Consider the following 12,605-nt stretch of genomic DNA (forward strand, 5'->3'; position numbering starts at 1 on the left):
ATGGGAAAGGTCCCTGAGCCGCGCGCGATGCGCCGGCTCAGAGTCTCGTTACTCGGGAAGGTCGAGTAACGCCTATTTCATCGTATCGCCCGACACCGGCCCGCTCTCGACCGGTGGTGCCTCTTTCTCGATCTCACTGCGCGCCTGCTCCCAGTATTGCTCGGGTGTGCCCTTCGGCTCGGCCGCCTGCTCCCACAGATAGTAGGCGCGCATGCGGATCTGCTCGTCGACGCTCGGTTCCTGTTCCATTTGTTCACCCCAGCTTGGCTGTTTGCGTGCGCGCGCCTGCGGTGGCGAAGATCGGAGACGCGTGCGTGTCGTCAACAACACAGGGAGCAAACGTTGTACCCGGGGTGCGGCCCACTCACGCAACGGAACTGGCGTTGCTCGGTCACTTCGACTAGCCCGGCGCAGAGTCGCCTTCGTCGGAAGTCAGTTGCTCTTCGAGGCGGTCGAACACGCGCTGCGTCGCGCGGCTCGGCGCTTCGAGCGCGAACAGCAGCAGCGAGCGGCCCGTCACCTGGTAGGCGTCGCCCGCGCTGAATTGCGGCAGCTCGGCGCGCACCGGCATGTTGGTGTCGACGAGACAAGTCCAGCGCTCGCCCTCGGGAATGTCGGGCAACGTGAAATTGACGACGTCGTGATGCGCGTTCAGCACCAGCAGCAAGGTCGCGTCGGACGCGAGACGGCGAATGCCGCTCGCCTGCGCGCGGCCGTCGATCACGAGGCCGAAGCAGCGCATCGCCGGATCGGCCCATTGTTCATCCGTGATGTCGGTGCCGTCCGGGGATAGCCAGCGCGTGTCGGTCACGTCGAGGGTCTCGTTGTATTCGCCGGTCAGGAACCGGCCGCGCCGCAACACCGGCAAACGGTGGCGCAGCGTGGTCAGCTTGCGCACGAACTCGGTCAGCGCGCGGCCGTCGTCGTCGATCGCATCCCAATCGACCCAGCTGATCTCGTTGTCCTGGCAGTACGCGTTGTTGTTACCCTGCTGCGTGCGGCCGAACTCGTCGCCGGCGAGGATCATCGGCGTGCCCTGCGACAGCAGCAGCGTCGCGAGCAGATTGCGCTTCTGGCGCTCGCGTTGCTGGCGGATGTCGGCGTCATCGGTCGGTCCTTCGGCGCCCATGTTCCACGACCGGTTGTCCGCATGGCCGTCGCGGTTGTCCTCGCCGTTTGCGTCGTTGTGCTTGTCGTTGTACGAGACCAGATCGTTCAGCGTGAAGCCGTCGTGAGCGGCGATGAAGTTCACGCTCGCCCACGGCCGCCGGCCGCGGTGATTGAACTTGTCGCCCGACGCGGTGATGCGTGTCGCGAGATCGGCGGCGGTGCCCTCGTCGCCCTTCCAGTACGCGCGCGCGGTGTCGCGGAAGCGATCGTTCCATTCGGCCCAGCCCGGGGGAAAACCGCCCACCTGATAGCCGCCGGGGCCGCAATCCCACGGCTCGGCGATCAGCCGGATGCTGGAGAGCACCGGGTCCTGGCGGCAGCTGTCGAGAAAGCCGCCGCCTTCGTCGAAGCCGTGCTCTTCACGGCCGAGGATCGTCGCGAGATCGAAGCGGAAGCCGTCTACTTTCATTTCGGTGACCCAGTAGCGCAGACTGTCGGTCACCATCTGCAGCACGCGCGGATGCGACAGGTTCAGCGTGTTGCCGGTGCCGGTGTCGTTGATGTAGTAGCGCGGCTCGTCGGGCATCAGCCGGTAGTACGACGCGTTGTCGATGCCCTTGAACGAGATGGTCGGGCCGCGTTCGTTGCCTTCGGCCGTGTGGTTGTACACGACGTCGAGTATCACTTCGAGGTCGGCCTGGTGAAAGCGGTCGACCATCTCCTTGAACTCGCCGACCGAATCGGTCGACGATGCGAAGAAACGCGGATCGGCCGCGAAAAAGCCGATCGTGTTGTAGCCCCAGTAGTTCGTCAGGCCCTTGTCGAGCAGATGCTTGTCGTTGACGAAGGTCTGGATCGGCATCAGCTCGACCGAGGTCACGCCGAGGCCGCGGATGTGGTCGAGCACCGGCTGCTGCGCCAGACCCGCGAACGTGCCGCGCAAACGCTCGGGCACTTGCGGATGACGTTTCGTATAACCGCGCACGTGCGTTTCGTACAGAATCACGCGCTCCCACGGCAGCGCGTTACGCTCCGGATGACTCCACGAAAAATTCGCGTCGACCACTTTGCATTTCGGCACGAAGGGCGCGCTGTCGCGTTCATCGAATGACAGATCGAGCTCTTCCGAACCGAGCGTATAGCCGAAAATTTCCGGCGCCCATTTCAGTTCGCCGATGTGCGCCTTCGCATACGGATCGAGCAGCAGCTTGTTCGGATTGAAGCGATGCCCGTTCTGGGGCTCGTAGGGACCATGCACGCGATATCCATAGACGGCACCCGGTTTCAGATTGGGTACGAACACATGCCATACCTCGTCGGTGTATTCGGGCAGCTCGATGCGTTCGAGTTCATGCTGGCCGGATTCATCGAACAGACACAGTTCGACTTTCGTCGCGTGCGCGGAGAACAGGGCGAAGTTCACGCCGTTGCCGTTCCATGTCGCGCCGAGCGGAAATGGCGTGCCTTCGGAAATGCGCGTCGAGTAGCTGGCTGGGGATGACATAGGTGTTCTCAGTGGATGCAAGGAGGTTGGTATCTCGGGGTCATGCATGTGCTTTTTTTCAACTGCCTTTCCACGTGTTCCTGGCTGCTCGTTATTCCAGTGTAGGCATTCGGGGCGGACGCGCCGGACATTGCACAGCGCGCACCGCAGGCCGGGTTAGTTAGCAACTTATGGGCCTGATCGCTCTGTCCGATCGAAGTCGCGGCATGAGATTTGCACCATAGCGGCAAGGCGCACGCGTTCCGCGCCATCGAAACGCCACGACAGCAACCAGGGAGAACACAGATGATGCGCAACACGCAGATCAAACCGCTGGCCGCTTCCGCATCGCTTCTCGCCGCCATTACGCTGATTTCCGCGTTGGGCACTGGCGGCAGCGCGTTCGCGCAAGGCGCGCCGCAGGCGATCACCGAAAAACGCACGGACGTCGTGCAGCTGGCGAGCGGCTATCGCGCGTCGAAGCTGTCGGGCGCGGACGTGTACAACCGCAATAAGGACAACATCGGCACGCTCGACGATCTGATCGTGTCGCCTGGCACAGAGCGCACCACCTACGCGATCCTGTCGGTCGGCGGCTTTCTCGGCCTGGGAAAGCATCTGGTCGCGGTGCCGTTCAATGATCTGCAGATCGACAACCGACGTATCGTGCTGCCCGACGGGACGAAGAAATCGCTCGAGGCGTTGCCGGAGTTCAAGTACGCGGATTGAGCACGGCGTTGCCGCGTCGAATCGATCGACGCGGCAACGGGCCGTCAGCCGAGCAGCTTGTCGGGCGTAATCGGCAAATCGCGGATACGTTTGCCCGTAGCATGCCAGATCCCGTTGCAGACCGCGGCGGCCACGCCCACCACGCCGATTTCTCCGACGCCTTTGACGCCGAGCGGATTGACGATGTCGTCGCGCTCGTCGACGAACAGCACGTCGATCTCGTGAATATCGGCGTTCACGGGCATGTGATATTCGGCGAGGTTGTGATTCATCTGCCGTCCGAGCACGTGATCGAACTGGCCGTGCTCGTGCAACGCCATGCTGATGCCCCACACGACGCCGCCCGCGACCTGATTGCCCGCCGTCTTCGGATTGACGATGCGCCCCGCCGCGACCGCGCTGACCACGCGCGTCACGCGCACGATGCCGAGCGTTTCGTCGACGCGCACTTCGGCGAACACCGCCGAATGCGTGCCCATCGAATACGCCTGCTGCTTGACGTGCGGCTTCACGCTCGCCTGCTCTTCGAGTTCATCGAGTCCGGCGCGTTCGAGCAGCGTCGCGATCGCGATCGAGTCGTCCGCGTGCGGGCCGCACACGAGCTGGTTGCGCTCGCGTCGCACTGCTTCGCGATCCACCGACGCGAAGCGCGCACCGCCATATTCGCGCGCCAGTTCGACCAGACGGTTGTGCAGGCGCGTGCAGGCCGCATCGACTGCGCTGCCCACTGACGACACCGTCCACGATCCGCCCTCGATCGGCGCCTTCGGCAGCCGCGTATCGCCGAGTTCGAAGCTGACGTCGGCGAGCGGCATGCCGAGCGCATCGGCGGCGATCTGCGTCATCGCGGTGTAGGTGCCGGTGCCGATATCGGCGGTCGAGCTCGACACTCGGACGCGGCCATCTGGCGTCAGCACCGCGCGGGCGGCCGCTTTGTTCTGCATCGCGTCCCACGCGCCGGTCGCCATGCCCCAGCCGATCAACTCATTGCCTTCGCGGCGTGCGCGCGGTTCGAGCGGCCGCCCCGCCCAGCCGAAGCGGGCCGCGCCTTCGCGATAGCAGTCGCGCAGCGCCTTGCTCGAAAACGGCAGGTTCTTGTTCGCGTCGCGCTCCGCATAGTTGACGAGCCGCAATTCGAGCGGGTCCATTCGCAATGCCTCGGCGAGTTCGTCCATCGCGACTTCGAGCGGAAAGAGCCCTTGTGTCGCGCCGGGCGCGCGCATGTCGGCCGGCGTCGGCACGTCGAGCTTCGCGACCTTGTAGCCCATCGACACGTTGTCGCATCGATACAGCTGCCCCGCCCAGTTGACCACCACGTCGCAGAACTCCTCGTAGCGCGAGGTCTCCGACACCGCCTCGTGGATCACCGCCTGCAGGCGGCCATCCGCGGACGCGCCGAGCGCGACGCGCTGCACCGACTGCGGCCGATGCGCGAAGGTGAACATCTGCTGCCGGGTCAATGTGACACGTACGGGCTTCTTCAGTTCGCGCGCGGCCATCACCGCGAGCGCCAGATGATATTGCGGCCGCAAGCCGGAACCGAACGCGCCGCCGACGAACGGCGACACCACCTGCACTTCGTCATCTTTAAAGCCGAACACGCGCTTCAGATAGCCCTTCGTATTGACGACGCCCTGAGTCTTCTCGTAGACGGTCAAGTGTCCTCGTGCATCGGGCACCACGGTACAGCCGTGCATTTCCATTGGATTGTGGTATTCCGCGGGCGTCGTGTAGAACGCGTCTACGCGCACCCTGGCATCGGCCAGCGCTTTGCGCGGGTCGCCACGCTCGGGCGGCGGCGGATCGAAGCCGCCCTTCCCGGCCGACGGCGGCACGGCGCTCATCAACGCCGCTTCGATATCGGTCTGATGAGAAGCGGCTTCGTAGCCTACCCGCACCAGCGACGCCGCGTAACGCGCGAGTTCGAGCGACTGCGCGACCACCAGCGCGACCGGCTGCCCGCTGTACCACACGCGCTCGTCCCACAGCGGCCTCAATGGAGTGCCGCTCGGCGCGATCATGTCCTTGAACGCGTCGGCGTCTGCCGGCAGCGCCGGGCGCTTGCGATGCGTGAGCACGAGCAGCACGCCGGGCAGCGCCTCGGCGGCCGCGGTATCGATCGACACGATCTTGCCCGTCGCGATCGTGCCCGACACCACCACGCCGTACACGAGCCCTTCGGCACCAAACTCGGCCGCATATTGCGCGGCGCCGGTCACTTTGGCCGTTCCGTCTACACGTGAATGCGGCACGCCTATCGCGGGCTTCGGGCTGCCTGTCGACGGCAAGGTTTCGGCACGGTTCATCGCGCGGCCTCCTCGAACGAACGTTGTGTGGCCTCGCCGAAGGCGCGCACGATCACGCGCGCCGCGAGTTCGATCTTGAACGCGTTGTCGCGCTGGGCGCGCGCATCGCGCAGCAGCGCCGCCGCGAAATCGCGCAAGGTCCGCGCGTTCAGCGTCTCGCCGCGCAGTGCCGCTTCGGCGGCGGGATCGCGCCATGGTTTGTGCGCGACGCCGCCGAGCGCGCAGCGCGCGTCGACGACACGCGAGTCGTCATCCAGTTCGACAGCGACCGCGGCCGACGCCAGCGCGAACGCATACGATGCGCGGTCGCGCACCTTCACGTATGCGTGATGCGCGGCAAAGCCTTGCGGCGGCAGTTCGATCGCGGTCACCAGTTCGTCGTCGCGCAAGTTGGTGTCGATATGCGGTGTATCGCCAGGCAGCCGGTGAAAATCCGCGAACGGCAGCGTGCGTGCGCCGTCGTTGCCGATCAGATGGACGGTGGCGCCGAGTGCCGCCAGCGCCACGCACATATCGGACGGATGCACGGCGATGCAGTGTTCGCTCGCACCGAGGATCGCGTGAATGCGGTTCACGCCGTGCAGCGCCGGACAGCCGCTGCCGGGCTCGCGCTTGTTGCAAGGCGTGCCCACGTCGTAGAAGTAATAGCAGCGCGTGCGTTGCAGCAGGTTTCCGCCGACCGTCGCGACGTTGCGAATCTGCGGCGACGCGCCCGCGAGGATCGCTTTCGCGAGCAACGGGTAGCGCGTCGCGACGGTATGGTCATACGCGAGTGCGCTGTTCGTTACGAGCGCGCCGATCATCAGGCCGCCTTGCGCCGATGCTTCGATCCGCCTGAGTGGCAAACGGTTGATGTCGACGAGCATAGCCGGCCGCGCCACGTCTTCGCGCAACAGGTCGACGAGATTCGTGCCGCCCGCGATAAACGCAGCGGCCTTGTCCGAACGATGCCGTTCGAGCGCATCCTGCACCGCCTCGGCGCGCGTGTAGGAGAAGCGGTTCATGGCCGCGCTCCGGGTTCATTCGCGACCGGATCGTTTTGCCTTGCATCGTCGCCGAAATGCGCCGCGTCGAGAATCGCGGCGACGATATTCGTATACGCGCCGCAGCGGCACAGATTGCCGCTCATCTGCTCGCGCACGTCGTCCGCGCAGCGCGCATGGCCTTCTTCGAGCATCGCGTACGCCGAGCAGATTTGCCCCGGCGTACAGTAGCCGCACTGGAACGCGTCGTGTTCGATGAACGCCTGCTGCAACGGATGCAACGTATCGCCGTTCGCGAGACCTTCGATCGTCGTGATCGAAGCGCCGTCGTACACGACCGCGAGCGCGAGGCAGGTATTGATCCGCTGACCATTGACGAGCGCCGTGCACGCGCCGCATTGGCCGTGATCGCAGCCCTTCTTGGTGCCGGTGAGGTGCGCATGCTCGCGCAGCAGATCGAGCAGCGAAGTCCACGGTTCGACGTCGAAGCGATGCGTCTCGCCGTTGATGTCGAACGTCAATGCATGCGACGCGGGCGCGTCGGCCCGCGCGATTTCAGCATCGGGGGTAGCCATCGGATTTCCTCCTCACAAGGCGTCGCGCAAGCAACGCGACGCGCGTCGAAACTCCATGCAACTCGAACCCATGCAAAGCGGCGGCAGCGCGCGAGCGCGATGCCGCCGCGGCGTCCGGCGCGTCGCGAGCCAGCTCGACGCTCTCGACTGAACGCTTATTGCCCCGCCCCGCTACCCGCGCGCGGCGGCGTCGCGCCTTTGAAGCGCTTGGTGGTAGTGGCGCGGCCATTGCCGCTACCGGCGACACCATTGGTCGCGCCCCCCGACTCGCCGACATTACCGTTCGCGTCGTTCGTGCTGGTCGTATCCGGCGTGCGCGATTCTTCCAGGCTTGCGCCGGGTTTTGCGGCGGACTTGCCGTGTTGCGTAGACGGATTGGAACCGGTCTGCGCGAAGCCCGCCTGCGCAAAACCTAGCGCGAGGCAGCCCGAAACGAGCGCGGCACCGAGTTTGACGGATACATCGATCTTCATGGCACTCTCCCTTATGACGTTATGGAAACCACTGCGAGAAGCTGCTACGCGGTCGCCGGCAGCCTCGCCTCCTTGGATTCGACAACCTAAATAATCGGCGCGCCGCCGGTCACGGCAATCGTCGCGCCCGAGATGTAGCTCGCTTCGTCCGACGCGAGCATCACATACGCGGCCGCGACCTCCGCCGGTTGTCCGGGGCGCTTCATCGGCACCTGCTTGCCGAACTGCTCGACCTTGTCGGGCGGCATCGTCGAGGGAATCAGCGGAGTCCAGATCGGTCCCGGCGCCACGCAGTTCGCGCGAATACCCTTTTCCGCGAGCAATTGCGCGAGGCCGCCGGTGAAGTTCTGAATCGCGCCCTTGGTGGTCGCATATGCGATCAGGCCGGGGTTCGGATGATCGGCATTGATCGACGACGTATTGACGATCGCGCCGCCCGGCTTCATATGGCGCACCGCCGCGCGCGTGATCCTGAACATCGCGCCGATGTTGGTATCGAAGGTCTTGTCCCATTCTTCGTCGCTGATCGCGTCGAGCGACGGATAGCTCATCTGATACGCCGCGTTGTTGACCACCACGTCGAGTCGGCCGAATGCCTCGATCGCCTTGTCGACGATCGCATCGCAATGCCGGCGATCGCGGATATCGCCGCCGACCAGCACCGCCTTGCGACCGGCGTCCTCGACCCAGCGCGCGGTCTCGCGCGCATCCTCTTCTTCGTCGAGATAGGCGATCAGCACATCGGCGCCTTCGCGCGCGAACGCGATCGCGACCGCGCGGCCAATGCCGCTGTCACCGCCGGTCACGATCGCTGCCTTGCCAGCGAGACGCCCCGAACCTTCGTAGGTTTTCTCGCCGTGGTCCGGTTGCGGGTTCATGCCGGCCGTGCGGCCGGGCGTCTGGTCCTGCTGCTGTTCAGGAAACGGCGGTGCCGGGCGTTGCGTGTCGCTCATGTCGGATCTCCCTCATTGCGAATGGTCATGGGCGGCGCGCACAAGCGCGCCGCATCATCGGTCTTTCAGCAACGAGTGGGCCTGCGCGTGCGAGCGAGATGAAACCCCTGGGTGGACTGCAACGCAGGGGCTCGCACGGCTAAAGAGAAGCTGCGGCGGACAGAACAGTGGCAGCCAGATGGCAGACAAATGACAAACGGATTCGCACAGCGCCGCGTGCGATTTCTGGCGACGACCTTGCAGAAATGACAGAACCGACAGGAAGTTTTCGCTAACAACCTGATTCAGATGATGGCTCCGCCGCATGCAACGCGGCCGCCGATTCGAGCACGCGCAGCAGACGCTCGGGTGTCAGCGGTTTCGCGCAATGCGCGTCGAAGCCAGCCGCCTTGGCGAGCGCGCGATCCTCACGCGACGCGAACGCGGTACAGGCGACCAACAGCATGTGCCTGGTCTGCGGATGCGCGCGCAGACGCCGTGCGAGTTCGAGCCCGTCGAGTCCTGGCATCTTAATGTCGAGCAGCACGGCAAACGGCTGCCATTCGCACGCGGTCTGACACACGGCATACGGATCGTCGAGCGCACGACACTCGAAGCCGTCGGCCGTCAGTAGCATTTGCAGCGCGTCGGCTGCTTCCCGGTAATCGTCGACTACCAGCACGCGACGATGCGCGGCCATCGCATAGCGGATGGGCCGCCATACGAGCACGTCGTCGCTGCTGTCCACGTTGTCGTTGAACACAGTCATTTTTTCTCGCCCTTTTTACATTCGCCCTGAAGGGCATCCCGCGCCACGCGCGCAAGATTCGATCCCATTGCGTCTGCCGGACTACAGCAAGCTGTTTGTTATTTCCGCTTCATTCGGACGATGCCGCGTCCGGCACGCCTGATCGCGCACTCCAGCGTTGCAATCACCTGGTATGCGGGATTCAGCGTGTCCATACATCACGGCGGTTGAATGACGGCGCCTGCAATGTGCGCGCTGCGCAATATCGATTGACGCTCTGTCCTTGTGCAGTCCGCCTCGCTCAGGGGCGTCGCACGACATCGGTATTTCAACGGATCGAGGGGGCCACGCAATGCATGCCGCTAGCGCTCTTTTGGCGCCGATCGAAGACGCGGTCATAACCAAAGGATAAGCGACGATGCCGATAAAAAAATGCTCGACGCGTTAGGGGTTTGTGCTCTACGGGTTATCCCGCACGATTATCGATAAAGCCTTTCAGCATCGCGAGCGTATCGGCGTCGTCGATATGTTTGTCGGTACGCCAGCGCAGCATGCGTGGAAAACGCACGGCCACGCCTGACTTATGGCGCGAACTCGCTTGTATGCCTTCGAAGCCGATCTCGAACACGAGCGTTGGCGTCACGCTGCGCACGGGGCCGAATTTATCGACGGTGGTCTTGCGCACGATCGCATCGACCCGATGCATCTCTTCGTCGGTGAGTCCTGAATAGGCCTTCGCGAACGGCACGAGCGTGCGCACGCCGTCGGCTTCGTCCCACACCGCGAACGTGTAGTCGGTGTAAAGACTCGCGCGACGGCCATGACCGCGCTGCGCATAAACAAGTACAGCGTCTACCGCATACGGCTCGATCTTCCATTTCCACCACGTGCCCGATGCCTTGGTACGGCCGACGCCATACATCGACTCGCGCTCCTTCAGCATCAAGCCTTCGACGCCGCGCGCGCGGCTCTCCTCGCGCAACGCCGCGAGCGCGCTCCAGTCCGCGCCGCTGACGAGCGGCGATACGCGCAGCAGACCGCGCGCGAGCGTGCCCTCGACCGAAGCGCTCAACGCATCGAGCCGCGCGCGCCGGTCGGCCAGCGGGCTCATGCGCAGATCCTGCCCGTTCGCTTCGAGCAGGTCGTACGCAAGCAACGCTGCCGGCGAATCCGCGAGGATCTTGCGCGTCAGGGTCTTGCGCGCGATGCGCGGTTGCAGTCGCGCGAACGGCAACGGCGTGGCGGCGCCAGGCTCCCACGCGAGAATCTCGCCATCGATTACATAGCCATCGGGTAAGGACTCGCCCAATGCCGCGACCTCGGGGAAACGATCGGTAATCAGATCCTCGCCGCGCGACCACAACCACACGCGGCCGCCGCGTTTGACGAGTTGCGCGCGTATGCCGTCCCACTTCCATTCGATCAGCCAGTGCCCGGGGTCGCCGAGCGTCGCCGGATCGGTCTGCAACGGATGCGCGAGAAAGAACGGATACGGCAGGCCGAGGTCGCTATCGTGTTCAGGCGCGTGCGCTTGCGTATCGTCGTCGGTCTGCGGCGCGATCAGACGCAGATAACGCGCCGCATCGGGCTTCTGTTGCGAATCGGTCCAGCCGACCATTCGCTGCGCGATCCGCTTGTGATCGACACCGGCCACTTCGGCGAGCGCGCGCACCACCAGTTGCCGCGCGACGCCGACACGAAAGCCGCCGCCGATCAGCTTGGTCAGCAGGAAGCGACCGCCCCAGTCGAGTTCATCCCAGTAACTGAGTAGCCGCGTGCGCAACTCGTCGGGCGGCAGGCCGCGCAATGGCAGCATGCGTTGCTCGATCCATTGCGTGAGACCCAGCTCGGAGTCGCGCGACGCGGGCGGCAGGATATGCGCGATGGTCTCGGCCAGATCGCCGACCGCGTGATACGACTCCTCGAACAGCCACTCGGGCAAGCCGGCACGCTCGCGCGCGATGTCCGTCAGCAAACGCGTCGGCACCAGTTGACGCGGCTTGCCACCAGCGAGGAAATACGACGCCCATGCGGCGTCTTCGGGCTCGGCCGCCGAGAAATAACTGGTCAGCGCCGCGAGCTTGTCGTGCGTCGACGTGGTCGCATCGAGCGCGGTGTAAAGGGCTGCGAAGCGTTTCATACGGTGTCCGTCATGGTTCGCTCGTCACCGGCGCTTCGTCGGCGCCGGCCGCATCGGCTTCGACGGTATCGTCGCCGTATTGGGTGTCGAACGCACTCGCCTGCAAGCCCTGTTCGTTGAGCCAGCGCACCATCGGTTCGATCGAGCCATGCGTGACGATCACGCGCGAGGCGCCGCTCTCGCGAATCGCCGTTTGCAAACCCGGCCAGTCCGCGTGATCGGACAGCACGAAGCCGCGATCGACACCGCGCCGGCGACGCGCGCCGCGCAGGCGCATCCACCCCGACGCGAACGCATCGCTGTATTCGCCGAAGCGCTTGAGCCACGCGCTGTTCTGCGCGGACGGCGGCGCGACGATCAGCGCCTGTCTGAAGACGGCCTTGTCTTTCGCGGCGATCTCGCTGACGAGACCGATTGGCGGCAGACGCACGCCAGCGTCGCGATACGCGCGATTGAGCGGCTCGACCGCGCCGTGGCAGAAGATCGGCCCGATCGCCGCATCGACGCTCGCGAGCACGCGTTGCGCCTTGCCGAACGAATAGCAGAACAGCACCGACGCGCGCGCTTCGGATGCGTTGTGACGCCACCATGAATCGATCGAATCGAACACGCTTTGCGGCGTATCCCAGCGATAGATCGGCAGACCGAACGTCGATTCGGTGATGAAGGTATCGCAATGCACCGGTTCGAACGCGGCGCAGGTCGGATCGGCTTCGAGCTTGTAGTCGCCCGATGCGACCCATACGCGGCCCGCGTGTTCGATGCGCACCTGCGCGGAGCCGAGCACGTGCCCGGCCGGATGCAGCGACACGCGCGCCGCGCCGATCGTCAGCGGCTCGCCGTAGTCGAGCGTCTGCAACGCGATGCCGGGGAGCCGCGACAGCAGCACGCTCGCGCCCGCGCGCGTGGCCAGATAGCGTTGATGACCGAAGCGCGCATGGTCGGAATGCGCATGCGTGATCACCGCGCGTTCGACCGGCCGCCATGGGTCGATGTAAAAATCGCCGGCCGGGCAATACAGTCCCTCCGGCCGCGCGACCACCAGATCGCTGGCTTGCGGCGCGGTGCTCGTTTGACGGGGCGGCTGATCCATCGGCTGTCCTCGGAAATGGAGGGCGATCTTGCG

Annotated in this window: 11 protein-coding genes; 1 reads left to right on the forward strand and 10 read right to left on the reverse strand. The window is 64.9% G+C overall.

The window, feature by feature from the left end; translation table 11 throughout:
• Window positions 1-72: 72 nt before the first annotated feature.
• Window positions 73-249 (reverse strand): DUF2934 domain-containing protein, encoded by a 177-nt coding sequence (locus BC1002_RS36435; protein ID WP_013091710.1) that lies wholly within the window; start codon window positions 247-249, stop codon window positions 73-75.
• 151 nt (window positions 250-400) lie between these two features.
• Window positions 401-2,614 carry a glycogen debranching protein GlgX gene (gene glgX / locus BC1002_RS19525; RefSeq protein ID WP_013091711.1) on the reverse strand — a complete coding sequence of 738 codons (2,214 nt, stop codon included), beginning with the start codon at window positions 2,612-2,614 and terminating at the stop codon, window positions 401-403.
• Between the two features lie 285 nt (window positions 2,615-2,899).
• Between glgX and BC1002_RS19530 the strand changes: the two genes are divergently transcribed.
• Window positions 2,900-3,322: a PRC-barrel domain-containing protein gene (locus BC1002_RS19530; RefSeq protein WP_013091712.1), complete on the forward strand. Its 423-nt coding sequence runs from the start codon at window positions 2,900-2,902 to the stop codon at window positions 3,320-3,322.
• 44 nt (window positions 3,323-3,366) lie between these two features.
• On the opposite strand, the gene BC1002_RS19535 is transcribed toward BC1002_RS19530, so the two are convergent.
• From BC1002_RS19535 to BC1002_RS19570, 8 genes are all read right to left on the reverse strand, one after another.
• Window positions 3,367-5,628 carry a xanthine dehydrogenase family protein molybdopterin-binding subunit gene (locus BC1002_RS19535; protein WP_013091713.1) on the reverse strand — a complete coding sequence of 754 codons (2,262 nt, stop codon included), beginning with the start codon at window positions 5,626-5,628 and terminating at the stop codon, window positions 3,367-3,369.
• A complete protein-coding gene (locus BC1002_RS19540; RefSeq protein ID WP_013091714.1) occupies window positions 5,625-6,632 on the reverse strand; it encodes an FAD binding domain-containing protein in 1,008 nt (335 codons plus the stop codon). The genes BC1002_RS19535 and BC1002_RS19540 overlap by 4 nt, the downstream gene beginning before the upstream one ends.
• Window positions 6,629-7,186, reverse strand: a complete 558-nt coding sequence (locus tag BC1002_RS19545; protein ID WP_013091715.1) for a (2Fe-2S)-binding protein — start codon at window positions 7,184-7,186, stop codon at window positions 6,629-6,631. The genes BC1002_RS19540 and BC1002_RS19545 overlap by 4 nt, the downstream gene beginning before the upstream one ends.
• A 155-nt stretch (window positions 7,187-7,341) precedes the next feature.
• Window positions 7,342-7,659 (reverse strand): hypothetical protein, encoded by a 318-nt coding sequence (locus BC1002_RS19550; protein WP_013091716.1) that lies wholly within the window; start codon window positions 7,657-7,659, stop codon window positions 7,342-7,344.
• Window positions 7,660-7,745: 86 nt separating this feature from the next.
• Complete coding sequence (locus BC1002_RS19555) at window positions 7,746-8,612, reverse strand: glucose 1-dehydrogenase (RefSeq protein WP_013091717.1); 867 nt, start codon at window positions 8,610-8,612, stop codon at window positions 7,746-7,748.
• Window positions 8,613-8,883: 271 nt separating this feature from the next.
• Window positions 8,884-9,360: a response regulator gene (locus BC1002_RS19560; protein ID WP_013091718.1), complete on the reverse strand. Its 477-nt coding sequence runs from the start codon at window positions 9,358-9,360 to the stop codon at window positions 8,884-8,886.
• Window positions 9,361-9,805: 445 nt separating this feature from the next.
• A complete protein-coding gene (locus tag BC1002_RS19565) occupies window positions 9,806-11,479 on the reverse strand; it encodes an ATP-dependent DNA ligase (RefSeq protein ID WP_013091719.1) in 1,674 nt (557 codons plus the stop codon).
• Between the two features lie 10 nt (window positions 11,480-11,489).
• Complete coding sequence (locus tag BC1002_RS19570) at window positions 11,490-12,572, reverse strand: ligase-associated DNA damage response exonuclease (protein ID WP_013091720.1); 1,083 nt, start codon at window positions 12,570-12,572, stop codon at window positions 11,490-11,492.
• Window positions 12,573-12,605: the final 33 nt, after the last annotated feature.

Origin of the sequence: Paraburkholderia atlantica (assembly GCF_000092885.1) — a bacterium.
In the GTDB taxonomy this organism is placed as follows: Bacteria; Pseudomonadota; Gammaproteobacteria; order Burkholderiales; family Burkholderiaceae; genus Paraburkholderia; species Paraburkholderia atlantica.

Bases quoted from the DNA above. Each gene is read 5' to 3' on its own strand.
- BC1002_RS19540 (WP_013091714.1), bottom strand. From the start codon at position 6,632: ATGAACCGCTTCTCCTACACGCGCGCCGAGGCGGTGCAGGATGCGCTC.
- BC1002_RS19550 (WP_013091716.1), bottom strand. From the start codon at position 7,659: ATGAAGATCGATGTATCCGTCAAACTCGGTGCCGCGCTCGTTTCGGGC.
- BC1002_RS36435 (WP_013091710.1), bottom strand. From the start codon at position 249: ATGGAACAGGAACCGAGCGTCGACGAGCAGATCCGCATGCGCGCCTAC.
- BC1002_RS19535 (WP_013091713.1), bottom strand. From the start codon at position 5,628: ATGAACCGTGCCGAAACCTTGCCGTCGACAGGCAGCCCGAAGCCCGCG.
- BC1002_RS19565 (WP_013091719.1), bottom strand. From the start codon at position 11,479: ATGAAACGCTTCGCAGCCCTTTACACCGCGCTCGATGCGACCACGTCG.
- BC1002_RS19570 (WP_013091720.1), bottom strand. From the start codon at position 12,572: ATGGATCAGCCGCCCCGTCAAACGAGCACCGCGCCGCAAGCCAGCGAT.
- glgX (WP_013091711.1), bottom strand. From the start codon at position 2,614: ATGTCATCCCCAGCCAGCTACTCGACGCGCATTTCCGAAGGCACGCCA.
- BC1002_RS19555 (WP_013091717.1), bottom strand. From the start codon at position 8,612: ATGAGCGACACGCAACGCCCGGCACCGCCGTTTCCTGAACAGCAGCAG.
- BC1002_RS19530 (WP_013091712.1), top strand. From the start codon at position 2,900: ATGATGCGCAACACGCAGATCAAACCGCTGGCCGCTTCCGCATCGCTT.
- BC1002_RS19545 (WP_013091715.1), bottom strand. From the start codon at position 7,186: ATGGCTACCCCCGATGCTGAAATCGCGCGGGCCGACGCGCCCGCGTCG.
- BC1002_RS19560 (WP_013091718.1), bottom strand. From the start codon at position 9,360: ATGACTGTGTTCAACGACAACGTGGACAGCAGCGACGACGTGCTCGTA.